General features: G+C 55.8%; 14 protein-coding genes. 4 read left to right on the forward strand and 10 right to left on the reverse strand.

Annotated features, from left to right (window positions below; translation table 11 throughout):
• Window positions 1-76: 76 nt before the first annotated feature.
• Window positions 77-946 (reverse strand): helix-turn-helix transcriptional regulator, encoded by an 870-nt coding sequence (locus MUU47_RS21310; protein WP_258990144.1) that lies wholly within the window; start codon window positions 944-946, stop codon window positions 77-79.
• 108 nt (window positions 947-1,054) lie between these two features.
• Between MUU47_RS21310 and MUU47_RS21315 the strand changes: the two genes are divergently transcribed.
• Together MUU47_RS21315 and MUU47_RS21320 are read left to right on the forward strand one after the other, a co-directional pair.
• The gene (locus MUU47_RS21315; protein ID WP_258990145.1) at window positions 1,055-2,473 is read left to right on the forward strand and encodes an MFS transporter; all 1,419 of its coding nucleotides are present in this window, start codon (window positions 1,055-1,057) and stop codon (window positions 2,471-2,473) included.
• A 123-nt stretch (window positions 2,474-2,596) separates the two neighbouring features.
• Window positions 2,597-3,838: a mechanosensitive ion channel family protein gene (locus tag MUU47_RS21320; RefSeq protein ID WP_258990146.1), complete on the forward strand. Its 1,242-nt coding sequence runs from the start codon at window positions 2,597-2,599 to the stop codon at window positions 3,836-3,838.
• A 40-nt stretch (window positions 3,839-3,878) separates the two neighbouring features.
• On the opposite strand, the gene pheP is transcribed toward MUU47_RS21320, so the two are convergent.
• Both pheP and MUU47_RS21330 read right to left on the reverse strand, forming a co-directional pair.
• Window positions 3,879-5,270: a phenylalanine transporter gene (gene pheP, locus MUU47_RS21325; RefSeq protein WP_258990147.1), complete on the reverse strand. Its 1,392-nt coding sequence runs from the start codon at window positions 5,268-5,270 to the stop codon at window positions 3,879-3,881.
• Between the two features lie 105 nt (window positions 5,271-5,375).
• Entirely contained in the window at window positions 5,376-7,571 is a 2,196-nt protein-coding gene (locus tag MUU47_RS21330; RefSeq protein ID WP_258990148.1) for a TonB-dependent receptor, read from the reverse strand.
• Window positions 7,572-7,603: 32 nt separating this feature from the next.
• Here MUU47_RS21330 and MUU47_RS21335 point away from each other — a divergent pair, with 32 nt between their 5' ends.
• Window positions 7,604-7,843 carry a hypothetical protein gene (locus MUU47_RS21335; RefSeq protein ID WP_258990149.1) on the forward strand — a complete coding sequence of 80 codons (240 nt, stop codon included), beginning with the start codon at window positions 7,604-7,606 and terminating at the stop codon, window positions 7,841-7,843.
• A gap of 161 nt (window positions 7,844-8,004) precedes the next feature.
• Here the strand turns inward: MUU47_RS21335 and MUU47_RS21340 are convergent, their stop codons facing one another.
• From MUU47_RS21340 to MUU47_RS21370, 7 genes are all read right to left on the reverse strand, one after another.
• Complete coding sequence (locus tag MUU47_RS21340) at window positions 8,005-9,180, reverse strand: OmpP1/FadL family transporter (protein ID WP_258990150.1); 1,176 nt, start codon at window positions 9,178-9,180, stop codon at window positions 8,005-8,007.
• 197 nt (window positions 9,181-9,377) lie between these two features.
• A complete protein-coding gene (locus tag MUU47_RS21345) occupies window positions 9,378-10,484 on the reverse strand; it encodes a DUF4056 domain-containing protein (protein ID WP_374684761.1) in 1,107 nt (368 codons plus the stop codon).
• Window positions 10,484-11,614 carry a BamA/TamA family outer membrane protein gene (locus tag MUU47_RS21350; protein WP_258990151.1) on the reverse strand — a complete coding sequence of 377 codons (1,131 nt, stop codon included), beginning with the start codon at window positions 11,612-11,614 and terminating at the stop codon, window positions 10,484-10,486. The genes MUU47_RS21345 and MUU47_RS21350 overlap by 1 nt, the downstream gene beginning before the upstream one ends.
• Window positions 11,614-12,618 (reverse strand): hypothetical protein, encoded by a 1,005-nt coding sequence (locus MUU47_RS21355; RefSeq protein WP_258990581.1) that lies wholly within the window; start codon window positions 12,616-12,618, stop codon window positions 11,614-11,616. Before MUU47_RS21355 ends, MUU47_RS21350 begins: the two co-directional genes overlap by 1 nt.
• 34 nt (window positions 12,619-12,652) lie before the next feature.
• A complete protein-coding gene (locus MUU47_RS21360) occupies window positions 12,653-13,777 on the reverse strand; it encodes a BamA/TamA family outer membrane protein (RefSeq protein WP_374684762.1) in 1,125 nt (374 codons plus the stop codon).
• Window positions 13,774-15,393, reverse strand: coding sequence for a mechanosensitive ion channel family protein (locus tag MUU47_RS21365; RefSeq protein ID WP_374684763.1), 1,620 nt, complete (start codon window positions 15,391-15,393; stop codon window positions 13,774-13,776). Before MUU47_RS21365 ends, MUU47_RS21360 begins: the two co-directional genes overlap by 4 nt.
• A gap of 110 nt (window positions 15,394-15,503) precedes the next feature.
• Window positions 15,504-25,202: an autotransporter-associated beta strand repeat-containing protein gene (locus tag MUU47_RS21370; protein WP_258990152.1), complete on the reverse strand. Its 9,699-nt coding sequence runs from the start codon at window positions 25,200-25,202 to the stop codon at window positions 15,504-15,506.
• 256 nt (window positions 25,203-25,458) lie between these two features.
• Between MUU47_RS21370 and MUU47_RS21375 the strand changes: the two genes are divergently transcribed.
• Entirely contained in the window at window positions 25,459-26,571 is a 1,113-nt protein-coding gene (locus MUU47_RS21375; RefSeq protein ID WP_258990153.1) for a GGDEF domain-containing protein, read from the forward strand.
• The last annotated feature ends 81 nt before the right edge of the window (window positions 26,572-26,652 follow it).

Genomic DNA, 26,652 nt, shown 5'->3' on the forward strand with positions numbered 1-26,652 from the left:
ACGTCACCGGATGCAACTTGCCTGTTTGCAGGTGACGTTTATCTCTTTCCTTAGATTGTCATCGGGTTATTGTGACTCAGCCCTGCAGTGCAAACCACGCCAGCGCCCGCTCACCTTCTTCGTCTACCGGTAAATAGACCAGCAGACGCGAACCGTTGCGGGGCGCGGAATACCAGTACATCTGTTGCAGGCTAAACGCACCGAGTTCAGGGTGGTTAAACCGTTTGATTTGATTCTCGACGCCACGCACTTCATAGCGCTGATGCCACAGGGCTTCGAATTCCGCCGAGGCTGCGAAGAACCGCGCCAGCTTGTTTTCCCACTCCGCCTCTCCACGATGTTCAGCCATTGCGGCACGGAAATAGGACACAAACATCGGCAGCACATCCGGGTTCGCCAGGCGACTGCGCCAGTGGTCATTGGTGAGATAAAGATAGATGCAGTTGCGATCTTCCTCCGGTATCGTCGCGAAATCGACACCCATCATGCGGCAGAAGCTGTCGTTCCACGCCACGATATCAAAACCGGGTGTCTGGATGCTGGCGGGCTGTGGCATCAGGCTGTCGAGCATTCGGCGCGTACCGGGGCTGATGCCTTCACATTTCGGCACCTGCAACGATTCCAGCGGAGCCAGTCCGGCCAGCACGAACAGATGGCGCGTTTCCAGCGCGCTGCACTGCAACGCCTGCGCCACTGCCTGCATCACAACCACTGACGGATTCACTTCCCTGCCCTGCTCCAGCCACGTGTACCAGGTCACCCCGACGTCTGCCAGCATCGCCACTTCTTCCCGTCTCAGACCCGGCGTGCGGCGTCTTCCACTGCGCGGCAATCCGAGCCGCTGTGGATCCAGGCTTTCTCGCCGTGAACGTAAGAATGCGCCGAGCTGTTTACGGTTGTCGTCATAGCGCGTGGTAACGCGTTCAGGCTGTGTAATAAGTGACATGTCACCTCCAGCAGGGTAGTGCCAATACCAGTATAAGCAAGAACTGGTACCCGTTTATTCATTCAGCGATGCTACGTCCGATCCCTGAATGACGCAATGGAGAATCCCATGAAAACGTCTGCTGTTTCACCCGGTCGCGCCGGTCTGTTGTTGCTCTTAACCGGGCAGATGTTACCGCTGATTGATACGTCCATCACCAACGTGGCGCTGGACTCCATCACCCACTCGCTGCACACCAGCCCGACTCAATTGGAGCTGATTGTGGCGCTGTATGGCGTGGCCTTCGCCGTGTGCCTGGCGATGGGCAGCAAGCTTGGCGATAACTACGGTCGCCGACGCCTGTTTATGTGGGGCGTGGCGCTGTTTGGCCTGGCGTCCCTGCTGTGCGGTATGGCGAATTCAATTCATTCGCTGCTGGCGGCTCGCGTGTTACAGGGCGCGGGGGCGGCGCTGATCGTGCCGCAAATCCTCGCTACCCTGCACGTCACGCTGAAAGGCTCCGCCCATGCCCGGGCGATTAGCCTGTACGGCGGCATCGGCGGAATTGCGTTTATCGTCGGGCAAATGGGCGGCGGCTGGCTGGTGTCGGCGGATTTCGCCGGGCTGGGCTGGCGTAACGCCTTCTTCATTAACGTACCGATTTGCCTGCTGGTGCTGGCGTTTAGTCATCGTTATGTGCCTGAAACTCGCAGCGAAACGCCGTCGGGCATCGACTGGCCAGGCACACTGTATCTGGCGGCGATCCTTTGCTGTCTGCTGTTCCCGATGGCACTCGGCATGGAGCTGCACTGGCCGTGGGCGCTGAAGCTGATGCTGCTGGCGCTGGTGCCGCTGGTCTGGTTAATGCGCGCCAGCGCGCGGGCAAAAGAGCTGCGCGGGCAAACGCCTCTCCTGCCGCCACGGCTGTTGAAACTGCCGAGCATCCGCTTTGGCGTGCTTATCGCGCTGCTGTTCTTCAGCGCCTGGTCCGGCTTTATGTTTTGTATGGCGCTGACTATGCAGTCTGGTCTTGGCATGGCGCCGTGGCAGTCGGGGAACAGTTTTATCGCGCTCGGTATCGCCTATTTTATTTCTGCGCTGTACGCCCCGAAACTGATTGCTCGCTACAGCATGGGACGCATTCTGCTCACCGGGCTGACGGTGCAAATTAGCGGCCTGCTGTTGCTGATGTTTACCTTCTGGTATTTCGGTATGCACACCCACGCGCTAACGCTGGCCCCGGCGACTGCGCTGGTCGGCTACGGTCAGGCGTTGATTGTGAATAGCTTTTACCGGATTGGGATGCGTGATATTGACGCCCGCGATGCGGGAGCCGGCAGCGCCATTCTCAGCACGTTGCAGCAGTCGACGCTGGGACTCGGGCCCGCGGTATTAGGCAGCGTGTTTCTGGCACTGGCGTCACAGGGCGATTACACCGCCGCCATTGTCGGTTTCCTGGCGCTGGAAGTGGTGATGATGCTGGTCCTCGCCGCGCTGGTGCTGAGCTACCGTCGTCATTTAAATCGCAGCCCGCTGCCGTCAATATAATCCCGGCTGATTTGCATCTCTTTCTGTCAGCGGTCATTATGCCTTTTCAGATGCCCTTAATAATTCGAGTTGCAGGTGCGTTTGCGGCGTGAAGGATGAAGGGCAGAATAAAAAGGAGATGTTATGCAGGAAATTATATTAGCCCTCAAACAGTGGGGCCTTGAGATAAACCACACCACATCGCTGATTATTGTGTTCGCCATTATTATTCTGACGGCAATAATCCTCCACGTTATATTGCACCGTATCGTTCTGCGCGCCTTTGAAAAACGCGCTCAGGCCAGCCAGCACTTCTGGCTGCAAATTATCACCCAGAATAAACTGTTTCACCGGGTGGCATTTACCCTGCAAGGGATCGTAGTTCAGGTTCAGGCCGCGCTATGGCTGCAAAAAGGCAGTGACGCTTCCAGCATTCTGATTAACTGCGCCCAGCTGTGGGTGATGTTGTATACGCTGCTGGCCTTTTTCTCGCTGCTCGACGTGCTGCTAAATCTGTCGCAGAAATTCACCTTTTCCTCACAGCTGCCGCTGAAGGGCATTTTCCAGGGTGTCAAACTGGTCAGCGCCATTCTGGTCGGTATTCTGATTATCTCACTGCTGCTGGGGCAGTCACCCGCCATCCTGATCAGTGGCCTGGGCGCTATGGCCGCGGTATTAATGCTGGTGTTTAAAGACCCGATCCTCGGATTGGTGGCCGGCATTCAGCTTTCTGCCAACGATATGTTGCGCCTCGGCGACTGGCTGGAGATGCCGAAATACGGTGCGGACGGCGCGGTGACCGATATCGGCCTGACCACCGTTAAAGTGCAGAACTGGGATAACACCATCACCACGATTCCGACCTGGTCGCTGGTGTCTGATTCGTTTAAAAACTGGAGCGGAATGTCAGCGTCCGGCGGGCGTCGAATTAAGCGCAGCATTAATCTCGACACCACCAGCATTCATTTTCTCGATGAGCAGGAACAGCAGCGCCTGATTCAGGCTAAGCTGCTGAAGCCGTATATGGATAGCCGTCACCAGGAAATTAACCAGTGGAATGAACAGCAAGGCGGCGATGAGTCGATACTCAATCGCCGTAAAATGACCAACGTCGGCACCTTCCGTGTGTACCTGAATGAATATCTGCGTAATCACCCGAGAATACGTAAAGATATGACGCTGATGGTGCGCCAGTTAGCGCCGGACGCCAACGGTTTGCCGCTGGAAATATATGCATTTACCAACACGGTAGTATGGGCAGAGTATGAAGGGATTCAGGCCGATATATTCGACCATATTTTTGCCGTCGTGGAAGAATTTGGTTTGCGCATTCATCAGACACCGACCGGAAATGATATTCGCGCGTTGTCAGCGGCACGCACCTGATAATAGAACGCCCGGCGGCGCTGCGCCGCCGGGCAATCAATCAGGCACGTTTTCTCAACATTTTAAACGCTACAAACAGGAACACCACCCACACCGGCAGCAAAATGGCCGACAAGCGCATGCTTTCCATCGTCAGCATCAGGCCGAAGATCATCAGCAAAAACGCTATGCAGATGTAGTTGCTGGCCGGAGCCCACAGTGCGCGGAATTTCGGCACGCGTCCAATTCGACGCTGGGCGGCACTGAATTTCAGGTGCGCCAGGCAAATCATCACCCAGTTCAGCAGCAACGTCGCCACCACCAGCGCCATCAGCAGGCCGAACGCTTTGTGCGGCAGCACATAGTTCACCAGCACCACCAGCGAGGTTATCGCCCCGGACAGCAGCAGCGAATTGACCGGCACGCCGCGACGATTCACGCGGGTGAGAAACTTCGGCGCGTTGCCCTGCACTGACAGGCCAAACAGCATTCGGCTATTAGAATAAACGCCGCTGTTATAGACCGATAACGACGCCACCAGAATGACGAAATTCAGCGCCGAGGCCACGATAGTGCTGTCGAGATTATGAAAAATCATCACGAACGGGCTGCTGTCAGAGGTGACGTTCACCCACGGATACAGCGCCAGGAGCACCACCAGCGAACCGATATAGAACAGCAGAATGCGATACACCACCTGATTCACCGCTTTCGGAATGGTGGTTTCCGGATCGCGTGCTTCGGCGGCGGTGATGCCAATCAGTTCAAGGCCGCCAAAGGAGAACATAATCACCGCCAGTGACAGCACCAGGCCATGCCAGCCAGTGGCAAAGAAACCGCCGTGTTGCCACAGATTGTCGAAGCTCGCGTGTTCGCCGCCGTGGCCGGTAAACAGCATCCACATTCCGAAACCAATCATGCCGAGAATGGCGAGCACTTTAATCAGCGCGAACCAGAACTCCGTTTCGCCATACAGGCGCACGTTCACCATATTCACGGCGTTGATGATCACGAAGAACGCCGCGGCCCAGATCCACGTAGGCACTTCGGGTAGCCAGTACTGCATGTAAATTCCGGCGGCGGTCAGTTCTGCCATGCCAACCAGCACGAACATCACCCAGTAATTCCAGCCAGAGAGGAAGCCCGCGAACGGTCCCCAGTATTTATACGCAAAGTGGGCAAAGGAGCCTGAAACCGGTTCTTCGACGACCATTTCGCCGAGCTGGCGCATGATCAGAAAAGCGATGATCCCGGCGATAGCGTAGCCGAGGATGACGGCGGGGCCAGCCATTTGAATGGCGGGGCCGATGCCGAGAAACAGACCGGTGCCGATAGCACCGCCGAGGGCGATTAACTGGATATGGCGGTTTTGCAGGCCGCGGTGAAGCGTCGGTTGAGTTTCCGACACAGCATCCGTTGGCAATTGGTCGGATGCCGATGACGCGTTTTTCACGTCTTTCCCCTGTAGCGTTTTTTAGAAGGGGCACCTTTTAACACTTCGACAGACGTGTCGCAAGTTTCGTCCCGGCGAGATGCCCCGCCGGAACGAGGGTCACACTTAGAAATCGTAGCTCATAGACACTTTCACCGTGCGCGGCTCGCCCTGGAAAACGTACGTGCCGTAGCTCTCCACACCGGACCAGTATTTCTCGTTGGTAACGTTATCTACGCCGACGCGCCAGACCATGTCGTTCTGGTCGGCGTTGACGCGCATGCGATAGCGCACGCCGAGATCAAGCGTGGTGTAGCTGTCGAGTTTCTTGGTGTTGGCCGCATCCGCGTACTGCGAACCGGTGTAGTTCACTTTCGCCGTCGCAGTCAGGCCATCAACCGGCTTGATGTCATATTCTGCGCCGACCACCGCGTAGAAGCGCGATACACCAATCGCATCGTGACCGTCGTTGGCTCCGCTTGCGGTCTTGGTCATCTCCGGGTCAAGCCAGGTGGTGCTGCCGTTCAGGCGCAGGCCGAAAACCGGCTCGCCAAAGACATTCAGCTCCAGGCCACGGTTACGCTGCTCGCCATCGAGCACGTATTTGTTGTCGCTGTTGAGCAACGCCGATGGCTTTTTGATTTCGAACAGCGCCAGTGAACCGCCCACACGCGCGTAATCGATTTTTACGCCGACTTCGTTCTGCTTCGAATGCAGAATGCCCATGCTTTGACCGTAGTTCGACGCGCCTTTCGGGGCGTTGTCGCCCGGCTGCAACGCTTCGGTGTGGTTGGCGTAAAGCGAGACCTCTTTCCACGGTTTGTAGACGATGCCGTACGTCGGCGTCCAGCGGCTTTCAGTATAGCGTGAGGAGGTGTCTTCCAGTCCGGTAGCGTTGCTGTAGTTACGTACCACCACCTTCTGGTGACGCGCGGCAGCGGTGAACAACACCTGATCGTCGAAGAAGCCGAGGGTGTCGCTCAACAACCAGCCCTGCGTACGGCTGCGCGAGGTGGTCAATGGGTCATAATAGTTGCCGCCGAAATAGGCATTGTCCGGCTTCGCCACATCGTGATTGTCATAGATGTTGGTGGTCGGATTGTTGGCCGACATGCGCCAGGCTGTGGCGTCAGAGCGAATCAGCGCCGAGTAGCCGACGTTGACTTTGTGAGAGATTGGGCCGGTATCGAAATTACCGCGCAGGCCGCCCATGCCGCTCCAGGCGTCGATGATGCGGTTGGTATCGAGACGACCGACGCTGGCCTCGCCGCTTTCGTCAATCAGCTTCGGCGCGGAATAGGTGCCGATTTCATGAGAGTGCTGGCCGCCGAACGCGGCGTAGGTCGTCCAGTTACTGGTCAGGTCATATTCGGCTTTCGCCATACCGAATTCGCTTTCGATATTGCTGTAGCCCCATTTCTGGCTGTAGTTGTCGCCGTTGTCCGGCACATCAGGAATGAAATCCACGCCGCTGATGTTGACACCCATCTCGCCGCCGTGGAAGGTTTTCTTCTGATAGCCAAGGTCGAGAGAGGTCCGCAGGCGCTCGCCGCGATAGTCGAGGCCAATGGAAGCCAGGGTGGTACGGCGTTTATCCGCGTCGATGGCGGTTTCCCCTTCCCTGTCGACGAGGTTCACGCGCACGCCAAACTGGTTGTCATCACCAAAGCGACGGCCCAGATCCAGCGTACCGCCTACCTGGGAATCAGAGGTGTAATCAACGCCAACGCTGGCGGTCGGGGTATCTTCCGCGTGTTTCGGTTCGAGGTTGATCATCCCGCCGACGCCGGTGCTCGACGCGCCGTTCAGCAGGCCGTTTGCGCCTTTGAAGATTTCTACGCGCTCAAGCATCTGGGTGTCCATCACCTGACGCGGTACCACGCCCGACAAACCGCCCATGGTCATATCGTCGCCGTCCAGCTCAAAGCCGCGGATTTTGTAGGTTTCGGCAAAGTTACCGTAGCCCTGAACCGGCTGCACGCTGGCGTCGTTGCTGACCACATCGGCGATGGTTTTGGCCTGCTGGTCTTTTACCAGTTTGGAGGTGTAGCCGATGACGTTGAACGGCACATCCATCGCGTTCTGTTCGCCGAGCATCCCCATGCGCCCGCCGTGGGCGATTTGCCCGTCGAGGAACGCCGGAACCAGATCGTCGCCGCCGGATTTGAAATCGCTCCCTTCGATGGCATGCACCACCATAGTTTCTTCTGTTTTTTTGCTGGTGTTGCCTGAAGCGTCCGCCGCAAAGACGGAGTATGAAACCGCGCTGATGGCGAGCGCCAGCAGCGTTTTACGAAACGCAGTTGTGTTGGTGTTATGCATAATTTTTATTAACGAAGCTTAAGTGAAACAAAATGGCCCGTTACCGGGCCAGCCAGCGCGAAAGCCATCGCCATTGCGGTGAATTGACGTTTCATGAAAAGTTCCCTGTAAATTTAAATAAAAAAGAAAATGAGAACTATACGCATTATTCTCATTGTTTCAAGCATAAATATGCAGGGTTTTTGAAGGCAAAAGAAAGGCCCCAGAAAGGGGCCTGCGAGACTGATGACAAACCTAAAACGTTTGAGATAAGAACAGATCGCACCAGATAAATAACAGGAAAATCAATTCATTGATTTTCGGCTGATGACCACAAAGCAGGAAAAACCACGCTTTTTCCTTCTTTGTCAGCAATCTAAAGGCCCCAGAAAGGGGCCTTGAGGCAATTCAAGCCGTTCTCACCCGGCACGCACGCGCCGCCGGGCAACGCTTATCAGAACTGGTAGCTGTAGTTGACGCTCGCAAACCAGAAATAAGGATTGTCGATATGGCCAGAGAAGACCTCTGGAGATGAGACTTTCGACGACTGCATATGCAGATATTCCATTGCGAAACCAATGTTGCTGGCCGGGGTAACCTGGTACTGCGCCCCGGTAGCAAAGCGCCATTCATCGCCAGTTGGCATGGCGAGTGAGATATCGCCCTGATCGTGATACGGGGTGCTGTCGAAGGCCACACCGCCGTTCAAACGCCATTGTTCAGTCGGTCGATACTGCACACCGAGTGCGGTATGCCAGGTATCTTTCAGACGGCTATTATTGTTGACCTGCTGCCCTTCAACAGTGATTTGCGGCGAGCCGAATTCACTCCAGTCCTGCCACCCCAAATCGCCCATCACTGACCACTGTTTATTAATATCATGCACCAGGCTCAGCATAATTTGCTGCGGCGCGCGAACCTGCGCGGTCAATGGCAGTTCAAAGTTACCCTGTGGCAAGCGCGCCTTGCCATCGATATCAAAATCGTAATCCGTTTTGCTGTTCCAGGTAATACCGGCGCGGGTCTGGTCGGTCAATTGCATCAACAGACCGAGACGGTAGCTGGCGGCCCAGTCGTGATCTTTCTGCGTTTTATCGTCGCCGTCTACGTTACGCGTCAGGCTGAAAAAACCGTAGTTAGCATTCACCGATGCGCCGATGGATACCTTATCACTCAGTTTATAGGCCAGAGACGGGCTGATAGTCAGCGCCATCATGGAACTCTTTTTAATCAGGCCATCGCCCGCCCAGTCGCCGTAATCAATGCCCAGGCCAAAGTTACCGTACATACCGATCCCGGCATACAGGTTATCGGTGACTTTCTGGCTGTAAAAAGCGTTACCGTTGGGCATCACATCCAGCACATTCCCCGGACTCTGCAGCCTGTCGTGATCGAGCTGGTAATCGATATTCCCGCCCAGCGCCTGTAAGCCACCGGTAAACATGTGGTCTGGCAAACGCGTCATCCCTGCCGGGTTGCTGGCGATGGTCGAGGCATCCTGCGCACGTGCGGCCTGCCCGGCGCCAGCCAGAGCGGTATCTTCAGTCCCGATTTCATAGAAATAGAGAGCACTAGCGTGTGCAAGCGATGTGCAAAGCAATCCGGAGCACACGAGGGCGAGTTTTTTCATTTGCTACCTGCCAAAAAATAAGCGTTCTATACCCAGAGGAGGGTATGCATTGTTATTGATAAAAAAAGCATAGTGACCCACGACGAATTTGCCAGTAACAAACTGCCGGTTAACCCCTTCATTTCGAAGGGGCAAAAGAATAGCAAAGGGGTGCTTGCTTCTTCAGTAAGAGAACTATTTATAATTAAACGCCGTGACTATTTCAGCATACGATCAAGCTGAGTATTATCGGCAGCCTGCGCTTTTGCAGCCAGCGGCGGGAACTGAGCCGGCGTGTAGTAGTCGTCCGGTGACGGCAGACGTTCCATATGACGCCCTTTATAGATTTGCAGCTCGCCTAGCGTGGAGAGCTTAATACCGTCAATCACTGCGGGCATGTGCAGTTGATACGGATCTGCATTTTCAAACGGCACCGGGGTCGGGAAGCGATTTTCACTGAGTGAATAATTGCGCTTGAGCACCAGGAATTTGTCCGGCACCCGGCGCTTGCTGTTCCACCAGTCGCCGTCCACTTCCCGGAACATTCTTTCGGTTTCCTCGCGCGTCACCACGCCAAGCCCAACCAACGCCTGATGGATTTGCTTGTCCATCGCCTTGTTATAGGCATCAATTGAACCGGCGTTGCCTTGCAGAATCACGTTAATGGCAAGCCGTGCACCGAGCAGATTAGAGTAGAGATCTTCCGGCGAAAATGCAGATATTTCCTCAGAGAAACCGGGCACCGACTGGAAGCCGTACCATTGGGCAATCTCATGCCACTGCGCCAGTTCAAAGGCTATTTTCCCCGCCAGCCACGCCGCCAGGGTGTAGCGCTGCGGCATCGATGCCGGAGGTGTAAAGGCGTTGAGCTGAATACGACGCAGGCCAAGTTCTTCGCTGTAGAAGAATCGCCACTGGCTACCCAGCTTCGGGTAAATCCGCGAGAAAATATAGAAGGTGTTATCGGCGGTATCGCGCACGTGGGCGATGTCGATAAACCCGCCGCGATGGGTATATATCAGCCCGCTTTTTTCATCATTCAGGCCGATCAAATCTTTTACCGCCGCCAACGCGCTGTCGTTGTAATGATGATGCCCGAGCGTGTCGATGGTCAGTACGTTACCAATCTGATACACCGGGATAGGCACGCCAATTGCGCGCACGTTAAGGTCATAGCCAAATGCACAGCATGGGCGCAGCGACTCCGGCGCAACCAGATGGCCGACGACCGGCGATACGCGCCCGGCCTGTTCTATCGGTAGCAGCGTGTCGCTCGCCATTACCGTGCTCGTTACCAACAGCAAACTTAACAGCCAGCCCCGCATCAAAACGCCTCCGCAACCTGAAAATAAAAACCGGCACTTTCCCGGCCAAACCCTAAATCCAGCCGGATATTCATCGCAGGCTTCACTTCAAAACGATACCCCACGCCAACTGATGGCAGCAGCGGGTTATCACCTAAATCAGACGGCGAACCGCCCAGCGCGCCGACCCCGGCCCACAGCACGTAGCCGTTACGCCAGTTGAGTTTTTGTCGGTATTCCACCTGACTGCTGACCACGTCTTTATCGCGATAGCGCCCCTGATAGTAGCCACGCAGACGATTGTCATCTCCCGCTTCCGAAAGTCGGTCCCAGGGCACATCGCCGTGGGTGAAACGGCCCCACAGGTCAAACGCCAGTACACGTTTATCATCGATTGGATGATAGTAATTGTATTGCAGTTTGGTGGCGGTGAAGTGCGTGTCCGACCCTAAAGACGGGTCAAAATAGCTGTATTCCACACTCATGTACTGCCCATGATGTGGCTGGGTAATAGCGTCGCGTGAGTCGTAGTTCACGCTGACGGTCGCCCCGGAACTCAGCGGATTGGTCGAGTCGGTGTACTGAGAGAATTTATCGCCTGTCTTGCGATCGTCGACGTTGGCGTTCATCGACGAGAAATCCCAGCCGACACCGAGATAGAGATTATCCACAATCTGGCGCATCAGCACAGGATGTACCTGGATTGAGTTATCGTCATACTTTTGCGAACTGCCCTGCGCCGCGTCGTAGCCTACGCCCCAGAATTTGGTCGGCACTTTGGCGATTCCGCCGTCAACAAACAGGCGCCAGCGATCATCGGTAAAGAAAGTGTAGTTATGCAGCCCAAGGCCCAGCGCACCGCTGGTACTGACGAACCCGGTGAAGGAAATCGATGAATTCTGGGTGGTTTTATCGTTGGGATCCATACGATAAATCCCCGCCACCGCCGTGCCGAGTCCGAGCTTCAGCTCCGGGGTATAAAACGGTCCCGGCAGCACGCTCCAGTCAATGCCCTTGCTGGGATCATATTGGTTATCGGCACCGAGCTTTCCCAGAAAATCATCAATAGACTGCTGGCTAATTTCGGCTATGGCCGGCGTCGCCATTCCTGCGCTCACCAGCCCCGCCAGCACTGCTACCCATTTGTTCATCAGAAGCGATATTCACCCGCGACAAAGAAGCTATTACGATCGTTAAAGCCGAACTCGGTCAGGACGTTGAAATTCTGAGTAATTTCGTACTGCGCGCCCACCAGCATATTCCACGGCGACGTCAGGTGCTGTTTCACGTCAAAGCGCCCGTCTTCCACCACGCTATTCAGCTGAGAAGGCAGATTCAGGTCGGAGAGGTTGCCCTTAAATTCCTGCTGAACATCCTGATACATGCTGCCAACCCACAAGCTGAGGTGCGACGGCCCGTCCAGGCCCTGAAACTCAAAGCGATAACCTACACGAGGCGACACGGTAAGCGCAGAAATTTTTCCGTCGAGAATATCAAAATTGGTCTGGGTGTAGTTGGTGTCGAGGATTGTAAACCAGTTGCCGTAGCCACCCGCCAGCGTCACACCCGCTCCGTAAGTCGTGCCTTCAAAGTTCAGTTTGAAGTCGAGATCCTGTAACGCCCCGCTTTCATAACCGGCGTGCACCGCCTGGGCGATAATATGATCCGGATTAGGGTGGCGAAGGGTTCCGGCATCGTACTTACCCGGATCCGCATCGACGGAGATATTCGACACCGACGAGCCTTTGGTGTGACCCAGAATGCCGTAGACATTGAGGAACGGGAAGACCCACATATCGAGACGCAGGTTTTCGGTTTCGCTACGTTCACGGGTATCACCGACACCGATATTGAACATATCATCCGGCAACTGCATGCCGCCGGCCTTAAGCCCGGTCAGCGAGATGCTGTCGACATCAATGTTCTGACGCATGTTCATGTAGCTGACGTTGACCCCGAACGGCAGCGGAATGGAGTAACCGCGCGCGCGCGCCTCGTCGCCCCAGATAGGGAACGTGCCGCTGTCGCTGGATGACGACTCTTCCGCGCTGCTGGTGCTCCCGGTACCGCCTGTTGCGTCAGCCGTCGGAGTTGTTGCGCCACAAGCTGCCCCAGAAATCAGCAGTAACGGGACCAGAGTTTGACTCCATTTCATCATCTTTTTTCTCATTTTTTACGCTTTGCCCCGCCTATAGCCCGGAGCCGACATTAAAATAGACCGCCTGATCACCCTCGCTAAAGGCGATATCTGCACCGGTATACAACCCATATTTACGGGCAATCAGGTAACGAAAACCGGTTCCCCAGGCCACTTCACTGGAACTGAATAAATCACTGTTATCATTCGCCGCGCTTCCCGCGCCGACAAAACCTTGCAGGATCCAGCGCGGCGTAACCTGCCATGCAAGCTGGGTTTGTACCGTGCCAACATAATCGCCCTGATAACGGTAACGCGAAATCCCCCGTAAATTGATATCGGGTCGCGTCATTGGCGGCAAATGCTGATCGCTGTTGCTCAGCGCCTGATAGTCACCGGCCAGTGCCAGCGTGAGTGTCGGGCTGAGCGGCAGAAAGTATTTACCGTCGAGAGTCAACTGATTGTAGCGGTAGTCGCCTCCCAGGAAAGAACTGTAAAACCGGTACTCCGCGCTTAATGACAGCCCTTTGTGAGGATAGAAAAAATTATCCGTTGTGTCATATTCCGCCATCAGGCCAACCGCAGACGAGGTACTTTCACTGCCGAACACGCGCTGCCAGGCCGCATTGATTAACTTATTGTTATCCGCAGAGATTTCGGTGCGGGCATAAATTTGCGTCACCCCCAGAAAGACCGGGGAATCGCCAACGCGAAACTGCAACCTTTGCAACGCGCCATAACCTTTGGTATTGGTGTTAATCGCGCGATTTTTGCCAAATCCCAGTACATCACCGCTGTAAATATCGAGATTAATATTGGCGTAACCTGCACCGACGAGGTAGCGGATATGATCGTTATTCCAGGTATGGCGATGCCCGGCACCCGCAAACCAGGTGCCGTTTCCCGTCGCCCCGCCGCCGAAGCCTGACATGTTCGGTGGAATAAAGTGATCGCCATCCATTGATCCTTTACCGTGTAAAAACAGACCAAATAGCCCCCCACCATAGCCAATCGCTGGTTCAGTTATCATCATCGGAACCGGTAAAAAACCATAAGGGTTATCGCGCAGATAATCGCTCATGTCGAACATGCCGTCCTGAGGGTCGAACATGCCCGCGGCAAAGCTGTGGATGCTGGTGAACAGCAGCCCCAGTGCTGCCAGTCTGCGCAGCATCATGCCTCCGGCCTGCCCGGCGGCGTCGCAGGGGCCGCGTACCAGTTCTCTTTCGCCACCATCACCGCGTCTTCCGGCTGCAGCACGAAGTTCGGCGACATAATCTGCACACCAAATTCGTTAAACACGTCCTGAATATTGCTGTGCAGCGCGTTACGCGCCACCGCCAGCGAAGTACCCGGCAGCAGTCGCACCTGAAGCTCGTAGGAGATGTACCAGTCCATCAGGCTGAGCTGACGCACCAGCGGCGCCTCGGCAGGATCGACGATACCGTCGGTACGACGGGCGGCCAGTTCCAGCATCGCGTGCACCTGTCGCCACGGCGTGTCATAGCCGATGGTAACGCCGGTCGTGAGGTTCACACCGCCGCCAGGGTTTTGCGCGCTGAGGTTGGTAATTTTGCCGCTGACCACTACCGCGTTGGGCACCGTGACGACGTAGTTTTCGCGAGTAATTATTTTGGTGGCCAGCAACCCGATTTCGCTGACCTGGCCTTCATTGTCTGCAATTCGGATAATGTCACCTTTGTGCAATGCGCGGGAGTAGATAAGCACCAGCCCGCTCATGGCATGGTTCATCACCCCCGCAGAGCCTAGCGTCAACATCAAACCGAAGAAGACGCTGATCCCTTTGAACGCCAGCGAGTTTGCGCCAGGCAGGAAGGGGTAGGCGGCTGAGAGAGCGAATAACCAGACCATCACCGAAATCAGCTTGCGTGTTGCGCCAACCGTTTCCGGATGTAAACCAGGGAGTTGCACTTTACCCGCCGCCACCTGGTTAAGTAAAACCTTCAATAATTTAATAATAAACGATGTAATTAGGAAGATAATCAAAACGATAAGCAAACCGGGCAGCGCTGAGGCAATCGACACCGTGATTTTTTGCAGCGCCCGATAAGTCCAGTCGCCGAGCGATTCTCCCCAGACACGCGTCCAGGGAAACAGGCTGAATGCCCAGCCGAGCCACAGGTACACCGCCACCAGTGACACCATGATCATCAGCAGGCCGTACAGCTTAGATTCAATCGCCCCTAAAAAACGTCGCCAGCTAATGGGAATAATGCCGCGCTTTTCCAGCAGCATCATCAGGTTATAGCGTCTTACCCAGCGCCAGGTGCGGTACGCGCCGTAGCATAAAAGTGCCACCGCCAACGCGCCTGCCACGGTTTTGAGCACCGCCAGCACCAGATATCCGGTGTTGTACTGGTCGCTTAACGCCGACCTTTGTAACTCCATTCGTGCCAGCACTCGCTGGGCCGCCTGATCGAGGGTTAAATCATCGCCCTCGTCGAGATCAGCCTGGCTCAGGAGCATGATAGGCTTTCCGTTCATCAGGAACAGACGCGCAGGCTGGTTATAACGGGTAATCGGTTCAATCGTCAGCGGTTTACTGACGTCATCGTGAGTGAATGCACGAAGCGTATTGCGAATGCGCAGGACGCGCTCTTCAGGGGTACTCAGCCCAAATGTGGCCTGCAACATGACGATCGGCTGGTGGAAAATGTAGACCGTCCGTGCCCGCTCCTGATCCGTGGGTTGCTGCCGGGGTTCAGCGGCGAATAACGGAAACGCCAGCAGCAGGGAAAGCCACGCCAGTAAAACATGCCGCATCCTGTTCATATTGAATACCCGCAAAAGTGAAAATTATCGTTATTATTCAGAGCATAAAAGCAAAAGGCTGGCCTGCTCTATTTTGAGCATAGACCAGCCTTAGGCTAATTCAAGACGCCTTAGAAACGGATTTTCATCCCCACCGAGGCGGACAAGTCTGCATCCACGTTGGTGTCGTCGCCGTTATCCCAGGTTTTGCCTACTTCGGTATATGCCTGCACATCATTAGTGACCGTCCACGTCGCACCCACTGCGGCTTCCGTCGCGCTAAACTGCTGGTTAGCCTTGAGGGTGGTCTTGCCGTGGCTGTTGGCGCCATTGCTGTAGGTCACCGCATCATCACCATCGGTCAGCTCTTTCCAGAAGTTCACCCGCACGTACGGTTTCACTTTACCCATGTTGGTATCGTAGTCCGCCGTCAGACGCGCACCGAGACGCCCAATCACCGCGCTGTCTGCATCAGTGCTGACATGGGTATCGACGCCATCGTTAAGGGTCACATCATCGAAGTTGCTCCACTGCCACACCAGCTGCGCCTGCGGTTCAAAGGCCCAGTTACTGTCACCAAGTTGCCATGGTTTACCCACTTCTACAGAGGCGGTCACCGTGTTGCCATTTGGATGGTAAGTATCAGAACTGCCTTCGCTTTTCAGGTCGACTGAATGGTAACCGTACTGCAACACATTATCAACATAGAAACCATTGGTATCGGTCCAGGTGGCATAGCCGCCAACGTAGGAGGAGAACGTTGAGTTGTATGCTGAACCGCCGCCCATACCGGTGTTACCGCTGACCGAACTGTCGAGGTCCATAAAGGTGGTGTAGATCCCGGAACGCCATTTGTCGTTCTGCCACAGATCGAAGCCAATCTGCATCCCGTCATACTGTGAATGGCTCTTACTGCTGGTGGCGTCGTCCAGATGCTGATCAACCGTTTTGGTCAGATAGCGCGCCCAGAAGCGCCCTTCCTGATCTTCCGGCACATCTGCACGCCACGGCTGCTCATCACCTACGCGCTGATGCAGCGTGCCGAGCACGAACAAATCAGCCTGACGAACGATCGATGGTAGGGTATCGAAGCCCGGCACTACCGGGCTGTAACCCGCGCGCAGGAACCAGTCTTCCCCGGCTCCGCTCGCATTCCCGGCATACAGCTGATACTGCCACGCCCCGGCGATCAGCTTGTCGCCGCCAATGTTAAAGGCATCTTTGGTGGTTTGTGCCGTGGTGGTTGCGCCATTTTTGGCTTCCACCACCATTATGCCGTCGCCGGTGGTCGGTTCACCGAGTTGGCTGACATCGATGTCCAGTCGGGTGGTACCGGTCGCAGTACCGCCGTTGATCACCAGTTTGTCCGCCACACCCGGGCTGTGCTGCTGGGCGGCGATTTTAATCGTGCCGTCCATCCCCACATAGTCGCCGTTGACGGTCAGCGTTGAGCCGACATTGCCGCCGCGCAGATTAACGGTGCCCTGGTTCACCAGGTTCGCTACCGTCTGGTTGCGCCCGCCGGTATCCAGGGTCGCGTTCTGGCTGACGATATGTGTTGAGTTGGCGCTGAAGCGCGAAATGCCACCTGCGATCAGAGTGCCATTTTCCACCAACGTGTAGCCGCTCCAGTTATTCAGACCGTTCAGATAGGTGGTGCCGCTACCGCGCTGGATAAAGTCACCGGTCCCGGTGATCACACCGTCGAGATCAACCGTGTTATTGCGGTTCACCACCAGCGTATCCAGGTTGAGAATATTACCGGCCACGCTACCTGTACCGCCACCGCTACCGAGCTGGAGGGTGCCGTTACGGATGGTGGTCAACCCGCTGTAGCTGCTGTCTTTGGTCAGCGTCAGGGTGCCGTCGCCCGCTTTGGTTAAGCCGCCACTGCCGCTGACAGCGGAGAGCAGAGAGACATCATTACCGTTGGTATCAATGGTGCCGCTGTTGTCGCCGACAGTCCACGCACGCGCAGTATCAAACGCCGCGCCGTAGCGGAAGGTCCCGCCGTTCAGCGTGATCCCGGTGTCCGCTGCGCCGAGATTCTGGTCGCCGCTGACCTGTAACACACCGCCGCTGACGGTGGTGCCCCCGCGATAACTGTTGTTGCCATTCAGCACCAGCGTACCGACGTCAGTTTTGTCAATGCCGCCGCTGCCGGTGATTTGCGAATTGATGGTCGCGGTGTAGAGTCTGCCAAGCGCGGTACCGTCGCCGACGCGGATCACCGTATCGGCGGTGTTGGTGGTGATCACCCCGTCGTTAATCACATAGCCGTTGGTAGTGAACTGCGCACCGCTGATGAGCACATCGCCGAGGCTGTTATCGACGGTGACATTGCCTTTTCTACCGCTGAATACGGCAAATGCGCCGTCGCTGAACGGGGCGTTAATCGCACCATCCGGGTCAGTCTGGTCGGTACTCCAGTTATCGTTGCCGCCGCTGTTTTGCCAGACGCCGTCGCCACCGTCAATTTTGCCGTTGTTTTTCAGCCCGCCATTAGGCCCCCCCGTACCATCCCAGAAGTTGAGTACCAGACCCGAGGTGTTAACGAGGTTGACCTGATTCGCTACTGAGGTTTGCACGTACAGCTGGCTTGCCGCATCCGGTACGGTACCGAACTGCAGACCGTTGTTGATGAGATTGCCGCTGTAGTTGATGACGCGATACACGCCGACATCGAACTTGCCGCCAGGGGTCTGGGCGATGTTGAGCTTGCCATCAAGGGTCAGATCGCCGTTGACCACCAGCAGATCGTTGAGCGGATCTTGCTCATCCTGCACATTGGATTTACCGAACTGGAAATCGAGCTGCGCGTTATTGGCGAGCGTCAGATTGTTCATCGTCAGGATCCCGACGCTGCTCAGATCTTTACCCGGTGCCAGATGACCGTTGTCTGCCACGCTGACGTTGGCGCCAAGTATCCCTTCCCCGCCCAGCGTCGCGTTGCTGGCCACGCTGGTGGCGCCAGTGGCCGCGCTCTGGTCACCGTTAATCAGCAGCACGCCGTTCATCACTGATGTCGCACCGGTGAAGGTGTTGTCGGCAGTCAGCGTCAGAATGCCGGTGCCCACTTTCTCCAGCCCGCCGCCGACGCCGGAAATCAGGCCGCTGATGGTGTCGTTAAGGTTGAGATTGCCCTCGCTCAGGGTCTTGCTGCCCAGGTTAACGGTACCCTCGCCGGAAAGTGAACCGATTGAGGTCTTGTTGCTTGCATCCGCCAGCGTCACATTCGCGCCGCTCTGGTTGGCAATCGTTGCGTTAGCCGCCTGTGCATTGCCGGAAAACGCCACCATGCCGCTGTTGGTGGTGACGCTGGTGCCGCCATGGGCACTGTCGGACATCAACATTTGTGAATCGGCATCGACGTTAATCTTCGCGCTGCCTGCATTACTGCTACCGGTGAAGCTGGCGATGCCGCCGGTCAGGCCGATGGTGCTCGATTCGGCAGTAGCGCCGTTGTTAAACGCCAGGGTCGAATTATTGACATCAAAGGTGTGTGACTGCGCGCTGGCGTCGTTGTTGAAATTAACCACTGCCTCATCGGTCAACGACACGGTGCTGTCCTGTTTACCGAATGCGCCCGTGGTATTTGCGTTAACCGTCAGCGTACCGGTGCCGTTTTTGCCGGTAATGGTGGTATCACCTTTGTAGGTGTTGGCGGTGTTCAGTTCGAGGATGCCGTCGCCACTGTCTGAGCTATCCACCACTGCCAGCGAACCATCGCCACCGATAACGCCCGTTGGGGTGAAAGTATGACCGTAGGTGTCAAAGGTGCCGCCCGCTGCGCCATCCAGGAAGACCAAGCGATTGGTCGTGAAATCATCCCCTGCCTGGAATGTCGCCCCATTCCTCAACGTCAGTGACGTCCCGGCGTTACCCAGACTACTGTCTTTTGATGCTTGTAATGTGCCGTTCCAGACTTCGATCCCTCCGGAAATCACATTGTCGCCGTTAAGGATCAGGCGACCCGGATCGGTTTTTAATAAACGCACAACACCTGCGTCGAGTTCATCCTGTACCAGGTCCGCATTGATGGTCGTCGTGATATCCGCGTCGCTATCTCCGGCGTTCCCGGAACCAACCCTGATGATAAAGAAACTATCCGCCCTGGTTTCACCCTCAGTAGCCCAGTTATTTTGTGGCACGGGTACAGCCTGAGGGAAGGCATCTGTTACCGTACTAATAAAGTGTAATTGCGAATGATCGTTAAGCTGCTGAACAACATAGCCGTCCGTCAAAAACTGCATTCCGGACGTGATCACTCGTCCCTGATCGTCGTTTAGTGTGACAATCCCTTTTTGTCCCTGGAATATGGCAAAAGCGGTTTCATCCCAGGGAGCATTACCTTCACCAGTAGAGACCGTCCAGTTATTGGTTGGCGTATTTCTGGTTGAACGCCAGGTCCCGTCACCACCGTTTACTTGTTCATTATCGTGTTCACCAGTGTCATCCCCATCCCAGAACTGCAATACAGAGGCGGGATCAACGTAGTTGAGGATCAAGTTGACCTGATTCGCAACAGCTGTCTGTACACTATATTTCGCTCCGGAATCATATGGAGGAAGAGAGACGATATTTAATGTATTGTCCGTTAACTGTCCATCATAATTGAACAGACGATAGACACCCGGCAGGAATGCGCCATCAGGACTCAACGTGACGTTCAGATCGCCATCCAGGGCCAAATTACCCTTGACGTGAACCAGGTCGTTAAGCGCACCGCCAGGCTGATAAACCTCACCTAACTGGAACTGGCTATCCGTATCTCCCGCCAGGGTCATGTTGCCATTGACTGTCAGGGTACCAACGCCACTTTGGTGACTCTCATCCCCTGGGCGTAACACAGTTCCAGAGTTAAATAGCACATCGCCACCAATCGTGCCGTAACCGCCAAGCGTTGCGCCGCTGGCGACAGTGGTATCACCGGATGCGTCGCGCTGATCACCGTTGACCAGCAACGTGCCCCCGTTGACCTGGGTTACGCCCTGATAAGTATTGGTACCGCTTAACCGCGTGGTGCCGCTGCCGGTCTGGTAGAACGCACCGGTTCCGCTGATAGCGCCGCCCAGATTAACCGTATCGGACTGATTGATGTTCAGCACGCCGTTATCGGTGATATTGGTCTGCGCGGACAAGGCACCCGGCGCGCCGCCATCGCCGAGTTGCAGCGTGCCGCCATTGTCGATCAGTGTATTGCCGGTATAGGTATTTTCGCCGGTCAGAATGGTGGTTCCACCACCTGCACGTTCCAGCCCGCCGGTGCCGCTGATAATGCCGGAATAGGTTTGTGTAGCGAAAAGGCCATCAAACACCAGCAGGCTGTCTGCGCCGTCGGTGCTGACGTTATAGTTGCGAATGCTGGCAAACTGCGGATCTATGACATTGTCACCGCTGCGCAGAGTCCCTCCGCCGGTAACCTGAATCAGTGGCGTGCCGGAAAGTTGCAGATTATCCACCACACGTACGTCAGCAGAGGTGCCGGTCACTGCCAGCGTGCTCCAGCCGGTACCGATGTTAGTGGCGGTGGCGACATCATCCGCAGTCAGCGACCCGATCAGCGCGGGATCCGTTAACGCGTGCGTATTGGTGAAAGTCAGTGTGCTGTTGCTGCCGCCTTCGCTGAGAATGTGGCGCGTAGAGGTGAGATCAACATCGCCAATGTTGGCGCTGTCATTGCCGTCTGCGCCGGTGAAATCCACCGCGCCATCGAGCGTTCCGCTGTCCCAGGTGAAGGTATCTGTGCCGGAACCCAGATTAATCAGTCCGGTGGTGGCCTGCGCGCCGGAAAGTGTGACGCTGTCGTTGCCACTACCGGTCAGCAACGCCGTTGCGGTATTGCTGGCGGCACTGAGCGTGCCCTGATTGGTGACGCTATTGCTGGCCGTGCCGCTGGCGTCAATCACTACAGAGTACGGGCTGGCGTCGGTAATCTTTCCGGTATTAAGAATGGTGCGGTTCGCCGCCGTGCCGTTGATGCGGATTAAGGCCAGCGGGTTGATCGCACCGGTGGCATTGATCGTGCCGTTGTTGGTGAACGCGCCCGCATTGGTGGCAAGAATACTGGTGTTGGTGTTGCTGCTGGTCTGAATGTTGCCATTATTGGTGACCGCGCTGGCATCCACCGCCGATATCGCCGCCCCGCCGGTCGCGACCATGGTGATATCGGCACCGGAGGTGACGCTGCCGTCGGTTTTGGCCAGGATCCCGTTGCCGTTCGCGCCGGTCACGCCGGTCACATCAATGGTATAACCGGTGCCGATAGTCAGATTACCGGTGGTATTGCTACCGTCGGCCTGTTCAAACGCAAAGCCTGCACCGCTGCCGGACACGATCAGTTGGTTGCCGGAACCCTCGGCATCGAAGGTCACGGCGGTGCGAATTGCCGGGCCATCAGCCGCATTAATCGTCACGTCTGTCAGGTTAATGTTCGAGGTATCGGCCTTGTTGTTGATCCCCGCGCCACTACCGCTGATATCAATTTGCGTATTGCTGGCCGTCAGTGAGGCAGACCCCAAATCCATCAGGATCCCGTCTGCGCCATTGCTGGCAGTGATGTGGTTATTGGTGCCGCTGATCGCCAGAGACGCGCCGTCATTGACCAGTTGCACCGCCGCCAGCCCGCCATTGGCTGTCACATTACCGAGCTGCGTGACCTGCGCACCTGCGCCCTGAACTTTCACCCCGACGTTATTGCTGCCTGCCGCGCCGGTCACCGTGATATCACGCAGATTGCTCAGCGTACCTTTGTCCTGAATGTACACGCCGATATTGTTGGTGCCGCTTACGTCGATCGGCGCGTTGTTATTGGCAATACCGCCGTCGTGCAGGTAAATCCCGATATTGTTGCTGCCTGCCAGGCTGGTGCCGTCACTTTCGATATCGATCTTACCCAGCCAGGAAATATCATAGCCTTTGATGCCGCTCTGGCTGGCGGTCGTACCGATATCCGCTTTTGAAAGCACGTTGGTCGCCAGCGCATCCGCACCGGCACCTTTGGTGCCCTCAATGGTATAGTTGCGACCATCAACCACCACAGCGGTGGCGTCGTTATGTTCCAGCAAAATGCCGCCGTTATTGATGGTGCCGGTCGCGCCGCCGGTGATTTTCACCCCGACCGCATTCTCCCCGCCGACGTGGATCGTCGCTAGTCCGGTATTCAGCGTGGTCAGCGAATCATCGCCACCGCCCGGCTGACCGTCTGCGCCGGTATCCAGACCGTTGGCAAATACGCCGGTTGAACCGGTACCGGTCACTGTCAGTACATACGGCCCTGCGCCGCCCGAACTGCCGTCAAACTGCGCGCCATGGTCGATAGCAAACAGGATCGATCCCGCCTGGTCATTGTCATCGATGGTGGCGCTGCCCAGATTGATTTTGGCGGCTTCACCGTAGGCGTAATAGCCAATCTGGTTGGTGTTGCCAAAATTAAGTACCGCATTAGCCCCCACGTTAATGGTCGCTGAACCGCGCGCATGGGCGCCTATCGCCCCGGCGGACAGCAGATTTATCGAAGAATCGACGTCCGCAGTGGCCTGAAAACCGTTCAGCCCTTCGGCATACACGGCATAGTTACGGTAGGTAAACGGGTTATTATCGCTGCCGCCGCGATCCCCGTCGGCACCGACAGTAATCGCCCCATCGATGGTGGAATTCACCGACGCGGCGGCAGTTCTCGCCAGCAAATTGATCGCCACGTTATTATCACCGAACACGCGGATGGCGCCGGTATTGGTGACGTTGCTGGTGTCGATAGCTGAGAGCCCGTCGTTCTGCGCTGCCGCACCGTTTACACCGAGCACCCCGAGCACGTTAATAGTGCCAGTGTTAAGTACCGCACCGGTGCCGCCATTAACCAGTATCCCCACCGCATTTCGCGTTTGCGCGCCCAGGGTGATGGTTCCGTTGTTGGTCACCGCGCCGGTGCTGCTGGTGCGAATAGCGGCGGACTGTACCGCACCGCCGATCATACTGGTCGGAGCCGCAGGCGTAGTCGCCGTAATCGGGGTAGTCCCGACATAAATATTGCCGCCTGCGGTGTTGATGAACGTGGCCGCGCCGGAGATATCCGCGCCGTAACCACTGGCGCGTCCGTCAGTATTGTGAGTATTGCCGGTGACAGCGACGGTGCCGCTGTTGGTCGCCGCAGTGGTGCCCTGCGCCTGAATGCCGGTCGCGCCATCAGTAGTGCCGTCGGTCAGCGCAACGTTGATAAAGCCTAAGTTAGACAGCTGACTGGCACCCAGCCCCTGCATGGCAATCGTGCCCTGGTTGCTGACATTCTGGTTGGTGCCGTCTTTTTCGAGGAACAACCCGGCATTAATCGTGCTGTTGTTGGTGTTGGTGGCCGTTGCATCGGTCGCCATCATGCCCACACCTGCCGGGCTTGAGCCGCTGCTGCGCCAGATGTTGATATTGCCATCGTTGGTAAGCACCGCGCCGTTGTCACCGCGCATGACTGCCGTTGCGCCGTCCACCGCCAGGCTGCCGGTACTGGTCACGGTGCCGGTGGCGTTAGCGCCTGTGGCATAAATCACGTTCAGGCTGCCGGTGCCCAGCGTGGCATTGTTGTTATGGGCCAGCATGTTGTCCCAGACGTGATAGGTCAGATCAACGCGGTTCTGTTGTTCGGCACTGAGCAGGCTCTGAATAATCGCGTTATAGGTATTTTGCGCGATGACCGGAGAATCTATCACTGCCCCGCCATTTTCCGGCGGTAATGTCACCCCGCCGGTCAGCCACAGCTGAACCTGGCTGTTTTCGCGGCTGGTTCCCAGCAGGAAATTGTTCACCGTGGCGATATCCGCCGCCGAATTAATGGTGAAGGTTCGGGAACCGGCCTGCACAACCTGCCCGCGGTCCAGCACGTAGTTAGGCAAGGTGATTGAATCGTTATACTGCGAACTGACCGCCGTTTCTTTTTGCAGATCCCCGGAGATCACTGCCGCTGGCGCAAAATGCACGTAGTTATCGGATTGCCATTTAACAGCGCTCGCAGCTGTACCACTGCCATCCGCTTTCGCCAGCGTCGAATTTTTCGCCAGCAGATCGATAGTGTTCGCAGCCGCCGAAATCGGTGTGGTGCCGTTAGTATCAGCACCGACATTAATATTGGCGGTGCCGCCCACAGCCGCCACGCTGGCGATGCCGAAGTTGTTGTAGATATGAAATGAGTTCGCGTCATACACATTCAGCGGCAGATCGCCGACCAGCGAGGTGCCCGGCGCAGAAAACGTCGAAGAGTCATAGACTTTAATGACGGCGTAACTGCCATCCAACCCCGGCACCACTACGTTCAGTTCCTGATTTTGCTGCGGGGTAGCTTCGTTGGTTGAATAGCTGAAGGTATCGATATTGGCCGAAGTGATCGGTGTGACCAGATTATTATTATTAGAATCCGTCGCCTGTATCATGGTGATCCGCCCCGGATCTGCGTCCGCGCCGGTGCTGTCGATCAGACCGTTGCGCACCAGCAACTGCGTGGCATTGCCATTCGTACCTGCGGTTATCGTCGGGATCGGCCCCAAAATATTGAGCGTCGTGCCGGCGGCGTAATGTGTTGCAGTGCCAGTATCGCCGTCAATGGTAAAAGCAAAACCGGTTTCCCGCGGTGCATCGTAATTCGCCAGCACCGGGAAATTATACGTCGGATAGACATCTGCCCAGTTCACATCATCCGCCAGCGCGGGCGCCGCCGTTAAAGCCAGTGCCAGAGACGCCGCGAGTTTTGTCCGTCCTGCTCCTTTGCGATGCCCTTTGGTCGTTTCAGGCGCGGCAACCCACGCAGACCTGATTTCACTCCACACCAGACGATAAATTCTGTTCATACGCATTCCATTAAAATCAAGACGTTAAAAAAAACGAACGAATGACGGGCTAAAAAAATAGATCTTACTTTTTGTAAAAGTAGTACAAGTTTGGTTATTCAACCTTGTAAGTCATGAAAAAATATATCATTTAGTTACATTTAAGTTAAGTCTTGGTTATCTGACTGAATCGTCTGAAGAAAGGAAAATGCAGGCGGATTTGAGCAGCAGCGTGTGATCCACTATCATCAGGCACAAGAAAATCAGGAGTCAGGCCATGGATATCAAGCACAGTACCGGGGAAGTGGCGATCGCCAGCGTGAAAGGATATCTCTGGTTTTTGTGCCTGAACGTTATTTTTGCCGGTTGGCTGGTGATGCGGATTTTTGGCGGCGCAAGCATCCCCCACGAAGCCGATAATTATGCGCCCTCGCTTTACATCATCATCGCCTTCTCATTACTCAACCTCATCATCACCCTGACGATACACGACAGGATTAACGAAGGGTGGTACCAACGCTGCCTGCCGGTTATCGCCCTGATTTTCGGACTGTTGTGGTCGGCTATCTTCTTTACTATGTTGACCGATTTTTACCAGCCGACCATTACGATGGTGATTCTGGTGATGATCCTGCTGCCTGCCACGATAACCTTTTACATATCAGGGTTACTGTTAACGCTTTTTAGCGCGCCCATTATTATCGCCCTGATTTATGGCGAGATCCTGACGCCCGTGAAGTTCACCCTGTTACAGAGCGTTGGCGCGGTGATTATTCTGGCGGTGGTGCTGTCGGCACGCTATATCCTGCTGGAATCCTATTTACGCACCCAACGCAGCGAGTATGAAAAAAACCTGCTGATCAAGAAGTTACTCAGACTCGCCAACTACGATACCCTCACCGGCCTGTATAACCGGCACAGCCTGGGCGAGTATTTTTCCCGCAGCACGCGTTCGCTTGCGCAGGGCAAAAAATCGCTATTTCTGATTGTGCTGGATATCGATTTTTTCAAGCAATACAACGATCTTTACGGTCACGTTGAAGGTGATAAATGCCTGATTCGGGTCTCGCGCTGCATTGAACAGTCGCTGCGCAAAGACACCGATGCCGCCTTCCGTTTTGGCGGGGAGGAGTTTGTGGTAATGGCGACCTGCGACGGACCGGGCAGCGCGCTCAGCATCGCTAAGCGTATCCAGCATGCGCTGGCTGAAGCGCGTATTCCGCACAAAGGCTCGACGGTTTCACCGCGCGTGACGATGAGTCTGGGTGTGGCGCGATGGCACCCCGGCATGACGATGGAAGCCCTACTGGAATTTGCCGATAAGCAGCTTTATCAAGCCAAGCGTGACGGACGAAACCGGATCTGCTGGGAGCGTCAGAAGCGGGAATAACGCGCTAACATCAATTCATCGCCAAAAAAAGTCCTTCTGGCACCCGGGAATTGCAGGTTCTCGGGCTCCCCCCACCTTCTT

This window comes from Scandinavium hiltneri (assembly GCF_024764835.1).
In the GTDB taxonomy this organism is placed as follows: Bacteria; Pseudomonadota; Gammaproteobacteria; order Enterobacterales; family Enterobacteriaceae; genus Scandinavium; species Scandinavium hiltneri.

Coding starts and splice junctions, on each gene's coding strand:
- MUU47_RS21310 (WP_258990144.1), bottom strand. CDS start 946: ATGTCACTTATTACACAGCCTGAACGCGTTACCACGCGCTATGACGAC.
- MUU47_RS21315 (WP_258990145.1), top strand. CDS start 1,055: ATGAAAACGTCTGCTGTTTCACCCGGTCGCGCCGGTCTGTTGTTGCTC.
- MUU47_RS21320 (WP_258990146.1), top strand. CDS start 2,597: ATGCAGGAAATTATATTAGCCCTCAAACAGTGGGGCCTTGAGATAAAC.
- MUU47_RS21330 (WP_258990148.1), bottom strand. CDS start 7,571: ATGCATAACACCAACACAACTGCGTTTCGTAAAACGCTGCTGGCGCTC.
- MUU47_RS21335 (WP_258990149.1), top strand. CDS start 7,604: ATGGCCCGTTACCGGGCCAGCCAGCGCGAAAGCCATCGCCATTGCGGT.
- MUU47_RS21340 (WP_258990150.1), bottom strand. CDS start 9,180: ATGAAAAAACTCGCCCTCGTGTGCTCCGGATTGCTTTGCACATCGCTT.
- MUU47_RS21345 (WP_374684761.1), bottom strand. CDS start 10,484: ATGCGGGGCTGGCTGTTAAGTTTGCTGTTGGTAACGAGCACGGTAATG.
- MUU47_RS21350 (WP_258990151.1), bottom strand. CDS start 11,614: ATGAACAAATGGGTAGCAGTGCTGGCGGGGCTGGTGAGCGCAGGAATG.
- MUU47_RS21355 (WP_258990581.1), bottom strand. CDS start 12,618: ATGAAATGGAGTCAAACTCTGGTCCCGTTACTGCTGATTTCTGGGGCA.
- MUU47_RS21360 (WP_374684762.1), bottom strand. CDS start 13,777: ATGATGCTGCGCAGACTGGCAGCACTGGGGCTGCTGTTCACCAGCATC.
- MUU47_RS21365 (WP_374684763.1), bottom strand. CDS start 15,393: ATGAACAGGATGCGGCATGTTTTACTGGCGTGGCTTTCCCTGCTGCTG.
- MUU47_RS21370 (WP_258990152.1), bottom strand. CDS start 25,202: ATGAACAGAATTTATCGTCTGGTGTGGAGTGAAATCAGGTCTGCGTGG.
- MUU47_RS21375 (WP_258990153.1), top strand. CDS start 25,459: ATGGATATCAAGCACAGTACCGGGGAAGTGGCGATCGCCAGCGTGAAA.